General features: G+C 63.1%; 14 protein-coding genes. 4 read left to right on the top strand and 10 right to left on the bottom strand.

What is annotated here, in order from left to right:
- Positions 1–7 precede the first annotated feature (7 nt).
- Entirely contained in the window at positions 8–1,042 is a 1,035-nt protein-coding gene (locus BLW80_RS02720; protein ID WP_093756717.1) for a YcjF family protein, read from the bottom strand.
- Positions 1,039–2,502, bottom strand: coding sequence for a YcjX family GTP-binding protein (locus BLW80_RS02715; protein ID WP_093756716.1), 1,464 nt, complete (start codon positions 2,500–2,502; stop codon positions 1,039–1,041). The genes BLW80_RS02720 and BLW80_RS02715 overlap by 4 nt, the downstream gene beginning before the upstream one ends.
- A 224-nt stretch (positions 2,503–2,726) precedes the next feature.
- Between BLW80_RS02715 and trhA the strand changes: the two genes are divergently transcribed.
- Both trhA and BLW80_RS02705 read left to right on the top strand, forming a co-directional pair.
- Positions 2,727–3,425, top strand: coding sequence for a PAQR family membrane homeostasis protein TrhA (gene trhA / locus BLW80_RS02710; protein WP_089265299.1), 699 nt, complete (start codon positions 2,727–2,729; stop codon positions 3,423–3,425).
- Between the two features lie 46 nt (positions 3,426–3,471).
- Entirely contained in the window at positions 3,472–4,269 is a 798-nt protein-coding gene (locus BLW80_RS02705) for an SDR family oxidoreductase (RefSeq protein WP_093756715.1), read from the top strand.
- Positions 4,270–4,522: 253 nt separating this feature from the next.
- On the opposite strand, the gene BLW80_RS02700 is transcribed toward BLW80_RS02705, so the two are convergent.
- The 7 genes from BLW80_RS02700 to BLW80_RS02670 all read right to left on the bottom strand — a co-directional run bounded on the left by BLW80_RS02700 (position 4,523) and on the right by BLW80_RS02670 (position 14,605).
- Positions 4,523–6,865, bottom strand: coding sequence for a molybdopterin guanine dinucleotide-containing S/N-oxide reductase (locus BLW80_RS02700; RefSeq protein ID WP_093756714.1), 2,343 nt, complete (start codon positions 6,863–6,865; stop codon positions 4,523–4,525).
- Between the two features lie 29 nt (positions 6,866–6,894).
- The gene (gene mdlC / locus BLW80_RS02695) at positions 6,895–8,523 is read right to left on the bottom strand and encodes a benzoylformate decarboxylase (protein ID WP_093756713.1); all 1,629 of its coding nucleotides are present in this window, start codon (positions 8,521–8,523) and stop codon (positions 6,895–6,897) included.
- Between the two features lie 342 nt (positions 8,524–8,865).
- Positions 8,866–9,717 carry an HTD2 family dehydratase gene (locus BLW80_RS02690; protein WP_093756712.1) on the bottom strand — a complete coding sequence of 284 codons (852 nt, stop codon included), beginning with the start codon at positions 9,715–9,717 and terminating at the stop codon, positions 8,866–8,868.
- Between the two features lie 25 nt (positions 9,718–9,742).
- A complete protein-coding gene (locus BLW80_RS02685; RefSeq protein ID WP_093756711.1) occupies positions 9,743–10,837 on the bottom strand; it encodes a CaiB/BaiF CoA transferase family protein in 1,095 nt (364 codons plus the stop codon).
- A gap of 9 nt (positions 10,838–10,846) precedes the next feature.
- Positions 10,847–12,022, bottom strand: coding sequence for an acyl-CoA dehydrogenase family protein (locus tag BLW80_RS02680; RefSeq protein WP_089265293.1), 1,176 nt, complete (start codon positions 12,020–12,022; stop codon positions 10,847–10,849).
- Positions 12,023–12,089: 67 nt separating this feature from the next.
- Positions 12,090–13,361: a cytochrome P450 gene (locus tag BLW80_RS02675; RefSeq protein WP_093756710.1), complete on the bottom strand. Its 1,272-nt coding sequence runs from the start codon at positions 13,359–13,361 to the stop codon at positions 12,090–12,092.
- Positions 13,362–13,408: 47 nt separating this feature from the next.
- Entirely contained in the window at positions 13,409–14,605 is a 1,197-nt protein-coding gene (locus BLW80_RS02670) for a cytochrome P450 (RefSeq protein ID WP_244527988.1), read from the bottom strand.
- Between the two features lie 259 nt (positions 14,606–14,864).
- On the opposite strand from BLW80_RS02670, the gene BLW80_RS02665 reads away from it, so the two are divergent.
- Together BLW80_RS02665 and BLW80_RS02655 are read left to right on the top strand one after the other, a co-directional pair.
- A complete protein-coding gene (locus BLW80_RS02665; protein WP_093757315.1) occupies positions 14,865–16,037 on the top strand; it encodes an isovaleryl-CoA dehydrogenase in 1,173 nt (390 codons plus the stop codon).
- Between the two features lie 986 nt (positions 16,038–17,023).
- Complete coding sequence (locus BLW80_RS02655; RefSeq protein WP_089265289.1) at positions 17,024–18,097, top strand: NAD(P)-dependent alcohol dehydrogenase; 1,074 nt, start codon at positions 17,024–17,026, stop codon at positions 18,095–18,097.
- 46 nt (positions 18,098–18,143) lie between these two features.
- Here the strand turns inward: BLW80_RS02655 and BLW80_RS02650 are convergent, their stop codons facing one another.
- Positions 18,144–18,887, bottom strand: coding sequence for an SDR family oxidoreductase (locus BLW80_RS02650; protein ID WP_170849553.1), 744 nt, complete (start codon positions 18,885–18,887; stop codon positions 18,144–18,146).
- Positions 18,888–18,898: the final 11 nt, after the last annotated feature.

Below are 18,898 nucleotides of genomic sequence, written 5' to 3'. Positions count from 1 at the left end.
GCGCGGATTAGGTATTCTCTTCCCCATCCCGCTTGCGCAGCAGATCCTTCGCGAGATCGCCAAGCTGCGGGCGTGGCAGCGCCGTGAATGGCAATGGACGTGTCACGTCGATCGCAGCAAGCCCGAGCCTTGCGGTGAGCAGGCCATTGAGCACGCCTTCGCCGAGCCGCTGCGAGAGCTTTGCCGCGATGCCGTGGCCGAGCACCTGCTGGATCATGCTGTCGCTGGCGGCCATGCCGCCGGTGATGGCGAGATGGCTGATGGCATGACGCATCAGCGTGATCATCCCGAGCGTCCCCGGGCGGCCGCCATAGAGTTTTGCGAGTTGGCGCACCAGCCGGATCGCAGCCGCAGCGACGAACAGGACATCGACCACGGCGCGCGGGCTGACGGCCGTCACCACCGAGACGCGTTGCGCGGCGACCGAGACGAGGCGACGCGCTTCGATGTCGAGCGGGCTCATCAATTCACGTTCGGCCACGCGAATGAGATCGGCACCGTCGATGATATCATCGGCATGGCCCTGCAGGGCCGTGCGCGCGCGGGCGAGGCGCGGATTGGTGTGGGCGAGTTTCAGCAGATCGGCGAGCACAGCGCGGCTCTCGGCATGGTCGTCGCTGGCGATCACGGCCAGCGCGCGGGCATGCAGCTTCTCGATGGTGGCGAGCCGCATCAGGCTCAGCGCCTCGCGTGCGATGATGGCGATCAGCGCGATGCTGACCAGCGCGGCGAAGCCGAGGCCGAGAAAGCCGAGGCCGTCATTGATCGCGAACAGGTCGCGGACCAGTTGCGTGACGCCGAGACCCGTGCCGAGCAGCACGAGGCCGCCGAGTCCGGTCCAGAACAGGGTGCCCCAGCGGAAGCCTGATCGCACGGGTCGTAGCGGCTCGTCGATGACGACGGGCATCGCCATCGGATCGGCCTCGGGCGTGATGCGGATGGTGCCGCGGGCGAGGCGGCCGGCATCCTCGTCGGCGTCCATCACCGTGACATGGGGATCGTCGAGCCGGAACGTTGCCGGGCGGCGCGTACGGTCGGTCATTGCAGCCTGTCTCCGATCAGGAACTGGAGCGCGCGGTCGAGGCGGATGTGAGGCAGCGCCGGCTCCTCGCCGCCATCGCGCGTGAGGAGCGGCGGGCGGAAGCGCAGGAAGCGATAGTCGGCCTTGTCGGCGGCGTCTGTCGAGAGGCCCTTGAAAGAACCGCCGGCGAACAAGCCATCGAGATCGGTCGGCAGATCGCCAGGAAAGGTCGCGACTTCGGTCTCGCCGTCGAAGGTCTCGCCATTGGCGACCTCGCCGGCGGCCGGCGTGCCCAGGATCGACGGCAGCTTGTCGCGGCCGCGTTGCACCAGCGCTTCCTTGGTGGCGCGGACGGCGGCGATGGCGACCACATCCACGGATGCGCCGGCGAGTTCCGAGCGCGACACCGCCTTGGTCACGGTGCGCCGGAGCACATCCTCGAGCCGGTCATGGCTGAGGTGATGCAGATGATCGGCCTTGGTCGCCGCAAACAGGATGCGATCGACGCGCGGGCGGAACAGCGTGCTGAGGATCGTGCTGCGGCCGATGCGGAAGCAATCGAGAATGCCGGCGAGGGCGGCTTCGAGATCGTGCAGCGCTTCGGGTCCCGCGTTGAAGGCCGAGAGCGCATCGACGAGTACGATTTGCCGATCCAGCCTGGAGAAGTGATCGCGGAAGAAAGGGCGGACGACGACGTCCTTGTAGGCCTCATAGCGCCGCTTCATCATCGCCCACAGCGAACCATCCGGTGCACTGCCATCGCTGGCGACGTCGAGTGGCGCAAAGGTGAGCGCCGGCGAGCCCGCGAGATTGCCCGGCATCAAAAACCGGCCCGGTGGCAGCAGGCTCATGGCAAAGCGTTCGTCGCGGCAGGCGCGCAGATAGTCGGTGAAGAGCCTCGCTGCGATCAGCGTCGCCTGCTCGTTCTCCGGTGCATTGGGATCGAGCGTGGCAAGATGCGCGTGAAACGCCGCAGCCAGCGCCGCGCGCGGGCCCTGCCGCGATAGCGCAAGGCTCTCCGCCGACCATTCTTCATAGCTCTTGCTGAGCAGCGGCAGATCCAGCAGCCATTCGCCGGGATAGTCGACGATGTCGAGTGTGAGCTTGCGGTCGGCGCCGCTCGTGCGCTGATAGTCGATGACCAGACGCAGTTCGCTGATATCGGTGGTGGAGTTCGGCCAGCGGCGGTCGTCGATCAGCGTGCGCAGATGCTCTTCATAGGCGAACCGGGGAACGGCATCGTCGGGCTGCGGCGCGAGACGCGCCTTGGCGATGCGTCCGGTGGCGAGCGACTCGAAGACGGGAAAGCGTCCGCCGCGCGTCAGGCCATGCACCAGCGCGGTAATGAAGACCGTCTTGCCGGCGCGCGACAGGCCTGTGACCCCAAGCCGCACCGTGGGATTGAACAGACCATCGCCATAATCGAGCAATGCGCGCGCGGACAGCCGTGCTTCTTCGACGAGTTCGGACAGGCTGGGCATCGTGCGGGAAAGCTCATCATGGTGAATGGTGCGCGGGTGTTGGTCTGCCTCTAAAAATGGCGATTGTCTGACTGAAATCAAGTTCGTCACGAAAGCGTCGTTACTTCGTCGTTTGGCTTTCGTTGACGATCTCCAGTCTATGATCTATCGCTGATTTCAGGGGAAGTCACAGGCGGGCTTACGGGGCAAGCTCACCGCATCGCACCGGCCGGGTTGACGCCACCATGACCGTTTTCCGATTCAAAGAACTGACCAGTAATTCCGCTCACATGGTGGCCGGCGCGATCCGCTGGAATTACGACCGTGCCGAACTGATCGCCGACGGCATCGTTCACGGTCTCGGCGTGTTCTCCGGCCTGATCGCCGCCACCGTCCTCATCGTGCTCGCCGCCGTGTTTGCGACGGCGTATGAGGTCGTGACCGTCTCGGTCTATTCCGTCGGCCTGCTGGCGATGCTGGTGCTGTCGGCCATCTACAACATGTGGCCGGTGTCGCCGCGAAAGTGGTTCCTGCGTCGCTTCGATCACTCCGCGATCTATCTTCTCATCGCCGCGACCTACACGCCGTTCTTTGCGCAGATCGCCAACACACGGCTCGCGATCTCGCTGCTGGCCGGCGTGTGGAGCGTCGCCATCACCGGCATCGTCATCAAGCTCGTTTATCCCGGCCGTTTCGATCGGCTCGCCGTGGTGCTCTATCTCGCCATGGGCTGGAGCGGGCTGATGGCCTATGACGCCGTGTTCACGCCGCTGCCGCCGCTCACCATGTGGTTCGTCGCCGCCGGTGGCACGCTGTATACGCTGGGCGTCGTATTCCACGCCTGGCAGCGGCTGCGTTTCCAGAACGCCATCTGGCACGCATTTGTCCTGCTCGGCGCCGCATGCCACTATACGGCCGTGCTCGACATGGTGCTGAGCACCTAAAGAAGTGCCGAGCACTTCAAGAAAATAAACGACAGGGGAGTGCGGCATGCAGGTGACCGGCAAGGTCGTCGTCGTGACCGGTGGCGCCAATGGCATCGGCCAGGCGCTATGCGAGACATTTCATAAAGCGGGCGCTGCGAAAGTCGTCGTCGTCGATCTCGACGGTGAGCGCGCGACCGCCGTTGCAGAGTCCATCGGCGGCGCCGCATTCCGATGCGATGTCGGCAAGGAAAAAGATATCCAGCATGTGATCGAACTGACCGAACGGCATTACGGGCCGATCGCTTTGTTCTGTTCCAATGCCGGCATTGGCGGCGGCTTCGATCCCATGAGCCCGAATGCCGGTGGCACGTCGGATGAACCATGGGCGAAGAGCTGGGCGATTCATGTGATGGCGCATGTCTATGCTGCCAGGCATCTGATCCCGCTCTACAAGGCACGTGGCGGCGGCTACTTCCTCAACACGATCTCGGCAGCCGGTCTGCTGTCGCAGGTCGGTAGCCCGGCTTATTCGACCACCAAACATGCCGCGGTTGGCTTCGCCGAAAATCTGGCGATTTCACACCGGGCAGACAACATCAAGGTCTCGATCCTGTGCCCGCAGGGCGTTGATACCAACATGCTGAAGAACATCCCGAAGGGCCCGCAATCCAATGACGGCAATCTGTCGCCAGAGCAGGTGGCGCAGGATGCACTCGCGGGGATCGAGGCGGAGACGTTCCTGATCCTGCCGCACAAGCAGGTCATCGACTACATGCGCAAGAAGACCGAGAACTACGACCGCTGGATCGGCGGCATGGCCAAGATCCAGGCGAAGATGCGGGAGACGTTTGGGACGAAGTGAGGGGCGGAGGGCCTTCCTTAACCTCGCCCCGCATTTGCGGGGAGAGGTCGGCGCGCAGCGCCGGGTGAGGGGCATGGCACGCGGCTAGCCATACAGAAGCCCTCTCGGATCTCTCTGAATGATGCCGTGTGGTTCAAGGAATTTCACGGCCCGAGAGACTGGCGCTGTGGCGAATGTCGCGCGCGGCCCCTCACCCGCCGCGAAGACGCGGCGACCTCTCCCCGTAAAGAACGGGGAGAGGTTAGAAAGAGGACTACTCCGCCGCTTCCAGCTTCGGCGGGCGTGGCCGGATCACCGGGACCGGCGGATCATAGGCCTGGATCGGCGGCAGGTTGCCGGTGAACTTCTCGACATTCACCACCGTGAGCTGGCCGGTGCAGCCTTGCGCGAGACGCGAGGTGCCGGTGTCCCTTGTCAGCACATTCGGATTGCCGTGCACGCAGAGCGGCTTCTCCTCGTTCGGATCCTCGGGATCGTAATAGGCGCCGGTCGGCAGCTGCACAACGCCGGCCATGACGTCTTCGGTGACCACCACCGAGGCGAGACACGAACCGCGTTGGTTGAACAGCTTGATGATGTCGCCGTCCTTGATGCCGCGCGCATCGGCATCGACCGGATGCATGCGCGCGACCTCGCGGCCGCGGCGCTTCTCGGCGCTGCTATGGCCGCCGAAATCGAGCTGGCTGTGCAGGCGCGACGCCGGCTGATTGGCGACAAGCTGCAGCGGGTTGGTCGCATCGACGGTGTCTTCCGGCGTCAGCCACACCGGATGGCCGGGGCAGTCATCGTAACCGAAACTGGCGATGGTGTCGGACGTGATCTCGATCTTGCCGCTGGTGGTGGGCAGCGGCGTGCCCTCGGGATCGTCGCGGAATGCGCGCAGCGTGCCGCCATCCAGCGGCAATTGCGGCAGCATGACTTCGCCGGCTGCCCAGAAGGCGTCGAAGTCCGGCGCATCGATTCCCTTGGCTTTGAGCCCGTCGTACGTCGGTTGATAGAGATGCTTCAGCCATTCACGCGGCGTGCGGCCTTCGGTGAAGGCGTCGGCGGCGCCGAGGCGTTCCGAGAGGCCGGTGAAGATCGCGTAGTCGTCGCGCGCGTCGCCGAACGGCTCGGCCATCTGATGCATCGCCACCATCATCGGATCGGTCTGCGAGCTGCCGATGTCTTCGCGCTCCAGGCTCATGGTGCAGGGGAGCACGAAGTCGGCATGGCGTGCCGATGCGGTCCAGGCGAGGTCATGCACCACCAGCGTATCGACCTGCGCGAAGGCCTTGCGCAGGCGGTTGAGGTCCTGATGGTGATGGAATGGATTGCCGCCGGCCCAATAGACCAGCTTGATATCCGGATAGGTCATATGCGCGCCGTTATATTCGAACGGTGCGCCGGGATTGAGCAGCATGTCGCTGACGCGTGCCACCGGAATGAATTCGCTGACGCCGTTCTTGCCCTGCGGCAGGCCGGCGATCGGCACGGCATTCTGGCGGCGTCCGTAATTGGCGATGGCGCCGAGCGCATAGCCGAAGCCGCCGCCGGGCAGGCCCGATTGTCCGAACATCGCTGACAGCACCGAGGCCATCCACACCGGTTGTTCGCCATGCTTCGCGCGCTGCAGCGAATGCGCGACCACGAACAGCGCACGCTTGCCGGGCAAGCGACGCGCTAGCGTGAGGATGGCGTCGGCGGTGAGGCCGGTGATGCCGGCAGCCCAGGCGGCATCCTTCGGCTGGCCGTCGCTGCGGCCCATCAGATAATCTTCGAAAGTCTCCCAGCCATGCGTATGGCTGGCGAGGAACGCACGGTCATGTGTGCCGTCTATCACCGCGGTGTGCGCGATGCCGAGCATCAGTGCGACATCGGTGCCGGGACGCGCGGCGACCCAGTCCTGGTTCACTTCATCCGGCAGATCGCTCTTCAACGGCGAGATCAGCACCAGTTCGCCGCCGCGCTTGCTCAGTGCGATCATGTCGCGATGTTCGGTGTGCTTGCTGATGCCGCCGCCGGCGACGCGCGAGTTCTTGGTGTTCATGCCACCGAAGGCGAGGATGATGTCGGTGTGGTCGACGATCTCGTCCCAGCCGATATTGCGGCGGGTCATGTCTTCGTAGTTGCCGAGGATGTGCGGAATGAGAACCGTCGACGCGCCGGCCGAGTAGCTGTTGACCGAACGCACATAGCCGCCGAGCGCGACATTCAGAAAGCGATGGATCTGACTCTGCGCGTGATGGAAGCGGCCCGCGCTCGACCAGCCATAGGAGCCGCCATAGATCGCCTTGGCACTGTAGGTGTCCTTGACGCGCTTCAACTCGCCGGCGAGCAGGTCGAGCACCTCGTCCCATTCCATCTCGACGAATGCGTCGCGGCCGCGGCGATCGTCCGGGCCCGGCCCATTCTCGAGCCAGCCACGGCGCACCATCGGCTTGGCGATGCGCGCCTTGTGGCGGAGCGCCTCGGGGAAATTCTGGATGATCGGATTCGGATCGGGATCGATCGGATGCGGTGTGATGACCAGCTTGCCGTCGACCCATTGTCCGGAAAAGGCACCCCAGTGGGAGCTGTGCGTCTTCTTCGAGGAGTCGCCTGCCTGCTTCGTCATGCCTGACCTTCCGTTATGATCCCGTCATATCAGTGCTTCTGTCCATAAAGCACGGGAACGGCCGAGTCGACGATGACTTCGACAAGGCTGACGCCCGGATGTTGCAGACTGGCCGCGAAAGCGCCCGCAAGTTCCGATGATTTGCTCACACGCACCGCATGCGCGCCCATGCCTTCCGCCAATTTGACGAAATCCAGACCGGGCAGATCCAGCCCGGGAACATTGCGCACCTGCATCACCTGGCTGAACGAACGCATCGCGCCGTAACCGGAATTGTTGATAACTACTATGGTTAAAGGCAATTTGCGCTGCGCGGCGGTCCACAGTGCCTGGATCGAATACATGGCGGAGCCATCGCCGATCAGGCAGACGGTGCGCCGATTGGGATAGCCCAGCGCCATGCCGACAGATGCCGGCAGGGAGTGGCCGAGACCGCCTGAGGTCATGGTGTAGAAACTATTGGCGCCGCGCATCGGAAGATACTTCTGCATCGCCGGGCGATGCGAGGGCGCTTCTTCCACCAGCATCGCATCTGCGGGCATGGCCCGCGATAGCGTGTGTAGCAGATAATCTATCGGGATCGGGTCAGCACCTGCGGGCGGCGGCGGCAGGATGCGGCCCTTCGCGACATGTCGGTTGGTGTCTGGTAGCAGATCGAGCAGCAGCTTGAGGGCCGGCTTCATGGTCGCGATGATGCTGGTGCCGATCGGCGCGACCGCGGCGGAGTCCGCATCATCGGTGATCTGGAAGATCGTGGTGTCGCCATCGAAGATTGCGGCATGACCTTCGACGTGGAAGGTGAATACCGGCGCGCCGATCACGACGACGAGATCGTGTTCCTTGAGGGCATCCGAGAGCTGTGCCGGTGAGGCGTGCAGGAAGCCGGCGAATTGCGGATGACGCTCCGGGAAACTGCAGCGCGCCGAGAACGGACTGACCCAGACGGCGGCCTTCGTTTTCTCCGCAACGCTGACCATGAGATCGACGGCGTTTGCGCGATCGATCCCGGGGCCAACGATGAGCGCCGGGTTCTTGCTTGTGCCGAGTGCGGCGACGAGTTCCTGCATCGCCTTGGGATCTGGCCCGAGCTCGCGGCTCACATAACGTGCTTCAAGAGGTTGGGCCTGATGCGTCCAATCGTCGATCGGCACCGACACGAAAGTCGGTCCGCAAGGCGGCTGCATCGCCACATAATAGGCGCGCGCGATCGCGGCGGGCACATCCTCTGCACGCGCAGGCTCGACGCTGTATTTCACATAGGGCCGCGGAAATTCCGAGGCGCGCTCGGCATAGAGAAACGCCTGCAGCGGCAAAATGCTGCGCGCCTGCTGGCCGGCGGTGATGACCATCGGCGTCTGGTTGCGATGCGCGGTGTAGATATTGCCGAGCGCATGGCCGACGCCGGCGGCGGAATGCAGATTGACGAAAGCGGCATTGCGCGTTGCCTGCGCATAGCCATCGGCCATGCCGATGACCGAGGCTTCCTGCAGGCCGAGCACGTAATCGATATCGTCGGGCCAGTCGGACAGAAACGGCAGTTCCGTCGAGCCGGGATTGCCAAAGACTTTTTGGATGCCGAAGCCGCGCAGCAGATTGAGCGTGGCGTCTTTGACACTGACGGGAGTGCGGGCGGCGGTTGTCTTGCTGTCGCGGGCCAAGGTCGTTTCCTCACGGGATCGGGCAGTTGTCTGCCGTGTGTTGTTGACTCATCAACAGCAGGAGGGGGGCGAGAGTCAATCGGGGAGGAGAGGGCAAAACCGCGCGGACCGAACGGAGGAGCGCCGTCGCTCCCTCTCCCCGCATCTTGCGCGGGGAGAGGGGTGGGGTGAGGGGCGTGGCACATCGCCCGCGAAATTTGCAGGATGCTCGGGTCGAAGAATTGAGCGATCCGAAAGCGGAGTGAGTTGGGCTCTTACAGCGCAATGCCCCTCACCCGCCGCGAAGACGCGGCGACCTCTCCCCGCAATGCGGGGAGAGGTAAGATCAGCGCGCTCCTTCGGCTACCAGCTCGCGGTCGCCTTCATGGTCGGCGCGCCTTTGTCGTTGGCGGTCCAGACCTCGAGCCCGTCCGCTGTCTCGTTCGCATTCACCGAAAAATCCGCGCCGTCGAACAGCGGTGACACGCCGCGATAGCTGAATTTCGCCGGCGCCTTGCCGCCCTTCAGCTTGGCGGCGAACTCCACCAGCAAGGCCGCCTGCAACGGCCCATGAAACACGAGGCCGGGATAGAATTCGACCTTGGTGACATAGTCGCGGTCGTAATGGATGCGGTGACCGTTGAATGTCAGCGCCGAATAGCGAAACAGCAGCACGGGATCGGCGTAATGCGTCTCCTGATGCTTGGCCGCGGGCACGTCCTTCGGGGCAGGCGCCGGCGGCGCCATGCTGGTCGGCATGTCCCTGTAGACGATGTCCTGGCGCTCGCGGATGGCGAGGCCACGCTTGGTGGTGATCAGGTGCTCGACATTGACGAAGCAAAGCGCGCCGGTGGAGCCGGTCTTCAGGTTGACGTCGAGGATCTTCGAGGAGCGCGTGACCTCGTCGCCGACAAGCAACGGTTCGATGAACTGCACTTCACCGCCCGCCCACATGCGACGCGGCAGCGGCACAGGCGGGAGAAACCCGCCGCGCGCCGGGTGACCGTCGGGGCCGAGCTTGTCCATCGCGGCGACGGGCTGCGCCAGGCACCACTGCGTCGTGAACGGCGCGGCATCGCCCGGCTTCGGCGTGCCGATGTCGAGAAACAGCGTCGCGCGCAAGCCCTTCACGAGCTGCGCAGTCACGATGTCGGAGGCCTCGTCGGTGCGACCGATCCACTGCTTGAGATGATCGATGTCGAGCTTGTCGGTCATGACGACCTCCGTCTGATCTTAAAAATTACTTCTGCACTTCGCCGATGCCGGGCACTGCGCCATAGCTGCGCGGCGCATCGACCCAGATCGCGGCCGGCGCCGGATACGACACCTCGCCATTCGGCGTGTTCACGGTGATGCGACGCAGATGCGGATGATTGGTGAGATCCGCCATGGTATTCACTTCCGCAAACGCGATGTCGGCATCCGTCAGCCGCTTCAGCAGTTCGTCGCGGCCGAGCGATCCGAAGATGTCGCTGACGGTCTGGTCGGTGAAGGCGCGGTTGCGCACGCGCTCGACGCCGTTGACGAGGCGCGGATCGGCGGCGAGGTCGGCATTCCCCAGCACCTTGGCGCAGAGGATCTTCCACTCACGCTCGCTCTGGATCGAGATCAGGATGTCCTTGCCATCCTTGGAGCGAAACACGCCATAGGGCGCGATGGAGGGATGGGCGAGGCCCATGCGCTTCGGCTCGTTGCCAGCCTCGGCATTGAGCAGCGGCACCGTGAGCCAGTCCGCCATCACATCGAACATCGAGATGCGGATATCGGCGCCTTCGCCGGTCACCGAGCGGCCGATCAACGCTTCCAGGATCGCCGCATGCGCGGCGGCGCCCGTAGCAACGTCGACGATGGAGACGCCGACGCGCGACGGGCCTTCGGGGCCGCCGGTGATCGACGCCAATCCGCTCTCGGCCTGGATCAGCAGGTCATAGGCCTTGCGATGGGCATAGGGGCCGGTGTCGCCATAGCCGGTGATGGTGGCGCAGATCAGCCGCGGATAGTCCTTGCGCAGCCGCTCGCGCGTGAAACCGAGCTTGTCCATCGAGCCGGGCTTGAGATTCTGGATCAGCACGTCGGCAGTGGCGATCAGCTCTTCCATGGCCTTGCGGCCGTCTGGCGTGGCGAGATCGACTACCACGGAATCCTTGCCGCGGTTGAGCCAGACGAAATAGCTGCTCTGGCCCTTCGCCGCGGCGTCATAGCCGCGGGCGAAGTCGCCTTCCGGGCGCTCGATCTTGATGACATGCGCGCCGGCATCCGCGAGCCGCGAACTGCAGAATGGTGCAGCCACCGCCTGTTCAACGGCGATGACGGTCAGTCCCTTGAGCGGCAGCATGGGTCTATCTCAATATGAGCGCGGCATGCCGAGCACGTGCTCGGCCACGAAGGACAGGATCAGGTTGGTCGAGATCGGCGCCACCTGATACAGACGCGTCTCGCGGAATTTGCGCTCGACGTCGTATTCCTCGGCAAATCCGAAACCACCATGGGTCTGGATACAGGCATTGGCCGCCTCGAACGACGCATCGGCGGCGAGCATCTTGGCCATATTGGCCTCGGCGCCGCATTCCATACCGGCCTCGTATTTGCGCAGCGCTTCCTTCACCATCAGCTCGGCCGCGCGCATATTCGCATAGGCCTTGGCGATGGGGAACTGAATGCCCTGGTTCTGGCCGATCGGGCGACCGAACACCTGACGCTCCTTGGCATAGGCCGACGCCTTGGCGATGAACCACTTGGCGTCGCCGACGCATTCGCTGGCGATCAGGATGCGTTCGGCATTCATGCCGGAGAGGATGTAACGGAAGCCCTTGCCCTCTTCGCCGATCAGGTTTTCCGCCGGCACCTTCATGTCGGTGAAGAACACTTCGGTGGTGGCATGGTTCATCATGGTGCGGATCGGGCGGATCTCGAGGCCGTTCTTCTTGGCCTCCTTCATGTCCACCAGAAACACCGACAGGCCATCGGTGCGCTTCGCGGCCTGTTCCTTCGGTGTGGTGCGCGCGAGCAGCACCATCAGGTCGGAATATTCGGCGCGGCTGGTCCAGATCTTCTGGCCGTTGACGATGTAGTCGCCGTTGTCGTCCTTCTTCGCCACCGTCTTCAGCGAGGATGTGTCGGTGCCCGAGGTCGGCTCGGTGACGCCGAAGGCCTGCAGGCGAACTTCGCCACTGGCGATCTTCGGCAGCCACTTGGCCTTCTGCTCGTCATTGCCATGACGCAGCACGGTGCCCATCGTATACATCTGCGCGTGGCAGCCGCCGCCATTGCAACCGGCGCGCTGGATTTCTTCGAGGATCGCCGCCGCGGCCGACAGCTTGAGGCCGGAGCCGCCATATTCCTCGGGGATCAGAACCGACAGGTATCCGGCTTCCGTCAATGCATCGACGAAAGCCTTCGGATAGGCCATCTCGCGGTCGAGCTTGCGCCAGTATTCACCGGGGAACTGTGCACACAGTTTGGCAACGGCATCGCGGATATCGTGGAATTCGTCCTGTTCCGCGGGATGGTGTTTCGTCAAGGAATTGAGCTTCTCTTCTTGAGGGGAAAATTATGAATCCTGACCGGCATTACGAAATCCTGCGGTCTTACGTGATCCGAACCGGCAGGGTCTCATAGCCTTTAACGAAGCTCGAATACACGCGCTTGGGTTCCCCCACAACTTCGATGTTCTCGAACCGTTTCAGTATCTCCTCCCAAACGATCCTCAATTGCAACTCCGCTAGGCGCATGCCCACGCAACGGTGTATGCCAAAACCGAATGACAGGTGAATCTTGGGCCGCGCGCGGTCGATGATGAACTCGTTCGGCCGCTCGATCACCTCCTCGTCGCGGTTGCCCGAGACGTACCACATCACCACCCGGTCGCCCTTCTTGATGGTCTTGCCGCCGAGTTCAGTATCCTGCATGGCGGTACGGCGCATATGCGCCAGCGGCGTCTGCCAGCGGATCACTTCGGGGACCATGGTCTCGATAAGCGACGGATTGTCGCGCAACTTCTGATACTGGTCGGGGTACTCGTTCAGCGCCAGCACCGAGCCGGTCATGGTGTTGCGGGTGGTATCGTTGCCGCCGACGATCAGCAGGATGATATTGCCCATCAGCGTGTCGGGATCCATGAAGCGCGTCGCGTCGCTATGCGCCATCATGGAAATCAGGTCATTCCGCGGGTCGGAATTCACGCGCTCGTTCCAGAGCTTCTGGAAATAGGCGGCGCATTCGTCCATCTCGCGGCGACGCTCTTCCTCCGAGGACACGATTCCACTTTTTGGCAGCGCAGTGGACACGTCCGACCAGCGCGTGAGCTTGCGGCGCTCTTCCCACGGGAAATCGAACAGGGTCGCCAGCATCTGCGTGGTGAGTTCGACCGAGACGCGTTCGACCCAGTCGAAGGTCTCGCCGCGCGGCAATCCGTCGAGCACCTTGCAGACGCGCCCACGGATCAGCACCGCCATCTCGTCGAGATGTGTTGGCGTGAACATCGGCGTCACGGTCTTGCGCTGCGCGCTGTGCTTCGGCTCATCCATGGCGATGAAGCTCGGCCAGTCATAGCCTTCCGGCACGTCGCGGATCGCGATGCCGCCATGCTTCACGTCGGACGAGAAGATGCCGTGATTGGTGTCGACATGCATGATGTCGTGATACTTGGTCACCGACCAGTAGGGCTCGATCGGTGCATTGGTGCAGTAATGCACCGGCTCTTCCTTGCGCAACCGTTCGAAGAACGGCCACAGCGTATCGGTCGCGAACAATTTCGGCGCGCCGGGATGGAAATCCTTCAGCGGCGTCGAATAGGCGATCTCGCGCGCGACGCGCTGGATCTCGGCTTTGTCAGGATTGATCCTGGCTTGGATATTCATGGCGTCTGCTCTCCAAAAATCGATCCTGAGCTGTTGCGGTCGCGGGTTCAGCCGGCGATCCGCACAGGCAGTGTTTCATAACCCTTCACGAAGCTCGAAAAGACGCGGCGCGGCTCGCCGACGACTTCGATCCTGTCGAAGCGCTTGATGATCTCTTCCCACACAATCTTCAATTGAAGTTCGGCAAGTCTGAGGCCGACGCAGCGGTGGATGCCGAAGCCGAATGACAGATGGCGGTTTGGACGCACGCGGTCGATGATGAATTCGTTGGGGTTTTCGATGACCTCGTCATCGCGGTTGCCCGAGACGTACCACATCACGACCTTGTCACCCTTCCTGATCTGCTTGCCGCCGAGCTCGGCATCCTGCACCGCCGTGCGCCGCATATGTGCGAGCGGCGTCTGCCAGCGGATGATCTCCGGCACCATGCTCTCGATCAGCGCCGGGTTGGCGCGCAGCTTGTCATATTCACCGGGGAATTGATTGAGTGCGTAGACGCCGCCGGACATCGAATTGCGCGTGGTGTCGTTGCCGCCGACGATCAGCAGAATGATGTTGCCGAGAAAACTCTCGGGATCGAGATGCCGCGTGGCCTCGCTATGCGCCATCATCGATATCAGGTCGCTCTTCGGCGGCGCATTGAGTCGCTCCTGAAACAACCTGCCGAAATACTCGCCGCATTCGCGCAGTTCTCTCTGCCGCTCCAGCTCGGCCTCGGGCGTGGGTGGCAACATTGTGGCGACATCCGACCAGTGGGTGAGCTTGCGGCGCTCCTCCCAGGGAAAGTCGAACAGGGTTGCCAGCATCTGTGTGGTCAATTCGATCGACACGCGATCGACCCAGTCGAAGGTCTCGTTGCGGGGCAGGGAGTCCAGCACCTCGGCAGTACGGCTGCGGATCAGGCTGGAGAGCTCGTCCATGTGGTGAGGTGCGAACATCGGCGCCACCGTCTTGCGCTGGGCGCTGTGATGCGGCGGATCGGTGGCAATGAACATCGGCCGGCGAAACTGCACACCGGCGTCGCGAATGGTGATGCCGCCGAAAGCCGCGGCGGAAGAGTAGGTGGCGTGATTGGTCTCGACCTGCATGATGTCGTTGTACTTGGTCACCGACCAGTAAGGTCCGAACATGCTGTCCTTGCAGTAGTGGACGGGATCCTCGCGGCGCAGCCGTTCGAAATAGGGCCAGAACGTATTGGTGCGGAATAGTTCGGGATTGCCGGGATCGAACTCATCGAGCGGCATCCCGTAAGCTTGGGCGTGAGCGGCGGCTTGGGCGGATTTGCTGCTGTCGGAATCCTGGACGCGATCGAGCATCGGTTCTCTCCCTGGCATGTCCTCCGTGGTTGGTCCCGGAGGGCTTATTTGGATGAATTACAACCCGTTGCGGGGCCAAGAGCAAGGACCACTTTATGCCTCTTCTCAGCCCGTTCGGCCCGTGACATGGTGATTTCAATCAACAAAATCGGTGCGCTTGCGCGCCGTTCTGACCGGAGGCGACCCTGTGATTGCGAACGCTCAACGGATGTTCAATTTTGATCTCGGCGAGACTGCGGACGCGATTCGCGAGACCGTGCGTGACTTCTCCCAGAACGAGATCGCGCCGCGCGCCGAAGCCATCGACAAGACCAACCAGTTTCCGCTCGATCTCTGGCCCAAGATTGGCGCGCTCGGCCTGCACGGTATCACGGTGGAGGAAGAGTTCGGTGGCGCCGGGCTCGGCTATCTCGAACACGTCATCGCGGTCGAGGAGATTTCGCGCGCCTCGGCGTCGGTGGGCCTGTCCTATGGCGCGCATTCCAACCTCTGCGTCAATCAGCTCCGCCGCAACGGTAATGAAGCACAGAAGCGCAAATATCTGCCGAAGCTGATCTCGGGCGAACATGTGGGATCCCTCGCGATGTCCGAGCCGGGCTCGGGCTCGGACGTGGTGTCGATGAAGACCCGCGCCGACAAGAAGGGCGACCGCTACGTTCTCAACGGCAACAAGATGTGGATCACCAATGGCCCGGTGGCGCAGACGCTGGTGGTCTATGCCAAGACCGATCCGGCTGCCGGCCCGCGCGGTATCACCGCCTTCATCATCGAAAGGGGCATGAAGGGTTTTTCGACGGCGCAGAAGCTCGACAAGCTGGGCATGCGCGGCTCGGATACCTGCGAACTCGTCTTCGAAGATTGCGAGGTGCCCGAGGAGAACGTGCTCGCCGAGGTCGGTCGCGGCGTCAATGTCCTGATGTCCGGCCTCGATTACGAGCGCGCGGTGCTCGCGGCAGGCCCGCTCGGCATCATGCAGGCCTGTCTCGACGTCGCGCAGCCTTATGTCCACGAGCGCAAGCAATTCGGCGAACCGATCGGCAATTTCCAGTTGGTGCAGGGCAAGATCGCCGACATGTATGTCGCGCTGAGTTCGGCGCGCGCTTATGTCTATGCGGTGGCGAAAGCCTGCGACCGCGGCGAAACCACCCGCGAGGATGCCGCCGGCGCCATCCTCTATGCGTCGGAACGCGCCACGCAATGCGCGCTCGATGCGATCCAGCTGCTCGGCGGCAATGGCTATATCAACGACTATCCCACCGGCCGCCTGCTGCGCGACGCCAAACTCTACGAGATCGGCGCCGGCACCAGCGAGATCAGGCGGATGCTGATCGGGCGGGAGTTGTTCGCGAAGAACGGGTGAGGGGGCGATTCCTTGTATCCGAAGCGCTGACCTCTCCACTGTCATTCCGGGGGCTTTGTCTTGGCTCGTCATTCCGGGGCGCATGAAAGCGGCGCAGCCGCTGCAATGCGAACCCGGAATCCCGGAGTGTTTTGCGCTGAACATGCTGGGATTCCGGGTTCGCGATACGCCGCCTTCGGCGTCTCCTCGCGCCCCGGAATGACGAGTGTAGGGCGGGCCCGCGCTTAACGCGCCCAAACATTTTTTCCTACCTCTTGTTGACAGTATCCCTACAAGGTTTATATTCCCCTCCGTCCTGCCCCACCGAGAGGGGCGATCGCGATCGTCACGTTCGCGGGGCAGGATGCGGTGGACGCCGGAGATGCGGCGTCACGCGGTTCATGGGTGACGTCTGTCTTCGGGCAGGACGGATCTGCGCCAGCACTGCCACTGGCAAGGACACGGCCGACCTTCGGATGGAAAGAATCCTGGACAGTGTGACGGACGACCAAGTCAAAACGCGTTCGGCCCAGTCGCTTGAGGCTACCCTGTCCCTCCGCCCTGGGACATTAATTTTGGTGATGGGACCGTTCGCCATGGCAGATGTGCAAGCAACCGAAAAAACACCGCATGCGGAACGCCGGGCAATCGCTCGGCGCCTCCGAAAGTCCTGATGCATTATCCATGCGGAAGACCGCATTCGCATCAGGCCCAAGGGTGCAACGGGCACCCGGCGTTCCGCACGCCCTCTCACAAGGGGGCGGGAATGCAAGAGACCACGGCGCCCCCGCGCCGCAAACAATGGGGGTGATGACGCATGTCTGAAGGGTCGTGGCTGTTTGACAAATTGAATCAAGAGCAACGCAGAAGCGCGGCTGTGTGTCCGCCACTTCAGAGACATTCAAAAGGCATCGCCACTTGATCCACCTCAATCCGGTCACGGCAAAATGCGCAGATGATTGGCTCATCGCGTCGATCGACGCACCGTCGCAAGCAGGAGCAGGATCATGCCGAAAATGAAGGCTGCGATATTTGTCGAACCGGGGCGTATCGTTCTGGATGACAAGCCGATCCCCGACGTCGGCCCGCTCGATGCGCTGATGCGCATCACGACCACCACGATCTGCGGCACCGATGTGCATATCCTCAAGGGTGAATATCCGGTCGCGAAAGGGCTGACCATCGGACACGAGCCGGTTGGTATCATTGAGAAGCTCGGCAGCGCCGTCACCGGCTATCGCGAGGGCCAGCGCGTCATTGCCGGCGCCATCACGCCGAGTGGTCACAGTTATGCATGTCTCTGCGGCTGCTCATCGCAGGATGGCGCTGGAACCAAGCACGGCTTCAAGGCGGCCGGTGGCTGGCGGTTCGGCAATACGATCGATGGTGCGCAGGCCGAGTATGTGCTGGTACCCGATGCCATGGTCAATCTCAGTCCGGTGCCCGACGCGTTGACGGATGAGCAGGTGCTGATGTGTCCGGACATCATGTCGACGGGATTTGCCGGTGCCGAGCGCGGCGGCATCAGGATCGGGGACACGGTGGTAGTGTTCGCTCTGGGGCCGATCGGACTCTGCGCCCTCGCGGGCGCCAAGCTGATGGGCGCGACCACGATCATCGGTGTCGATACGGTGCCCGCGCGCATCGAGGTCGCCAAACGGCTCGGCGCCGATATCGTCGTCGACTTCAAGAAGGGTGATCCGGTCAAGCAGATCATGGACCTGACCGACGGCCGCGGCGTCGATGTGGCCATCGAAGCGCTCGGTACGCAAGGCACCTTCGAATCAGCGTTGCGCGCGCTGCGGCCGGGCGGCACGCTGAGCAGCCTTGGCGTCTATTCGACGGATCTGCAGATTCCCCTGAGCGCGTTTTCGGCGGGCCTCGGCGATAACACGATTGTCACCAGCCTGTGCCCCGGTGGGAAGGAGCGGATGCGACGGCTGATGAACGTCGTCGCTTCCGGCCGCGTCGACCTGACGTCGCTGGTCACGCATCATTACAGGCTGGACGATATCGAAAAAGCCTACGATCTGTTCTCGCACCAACGCGATGGCGTGCTGAAGGTCGCAATCACGCCGTGAGGCGGGCGGCGGCCAGCGCGAAGGGCGCTGGCTGCCTTTGACGCGCTCACATGGCCAGGAAGCTGCGATTCCAGGTCGGGCTGATCAGCACCTCATTGACACAGACATGCGGCGGCATGCTGGCGATGAAGGCGACGGTCTTGCCGAGATCGTCCGGCTGCAGCATCCGCGCCATGACCTCGTCACTCGGCGGCACCGGACGGTTCTTCATGATGTCAGTGGCGACCTCGCCGGGCGAGAGACAGCAGGCGCGCAAGCCGTTGACGCATTCGTCCATGTTGAAGGAATGGGTCAGCGCCAGCACGGCGTGCTTGGTGGCCGTATAGGCCGGCCCCGTCATTTTCGACACGATGCGGCCCGCCCACGAGGCGACATTGATGATGCAGCCGTCCTTCTGTGCGCGCATCGCGGGCAGCACCGCGCGCATGCAATACATCACGCCATTCAGATTGATGTCGACGATCTGGTCCCAGCCGTCCTGCGTGACGTCTTCCCAGCTGCGCTTCGGCAGGTTGACGCCGGCGCTATTGACCAGAAGATCGATACGCCCATGTTTGGCGAGGATGGCCTGTGCCACTTTGTTGACGTCGTCGGCATTACTGACATCCAGCGCCATCGCCTCCACGGGCTTGCCGCCGGCGCCGAGTTCATCGGCGACGCCCTGCAGCACATCGGCGCGGCGGCCGGAAATGACCACCGTCCAGCCGTCCGCCAGCAGTGCCGCTGCGCCCGCTTTGCCGATTCCGGTGCCGCCGCCGGTCACCCATGCGATCCTGGTCTTGCTGCTCACGATTTTCTCCC

The organism is Tardiphaga sp. OK245 (genome assembly GCF_900108575.1).
Lineage (GTDB): Bacteria > Pseudomonadota > Alphaproteobacteria > Rhizobiales > Xanthobacteraceae > Tardiphaga > Tardiphaga robiniae.
Note: the sequence above shows the minus strand (reverse complement) of the source record. Positions and strands in the feature narration are given on the sequence as shown.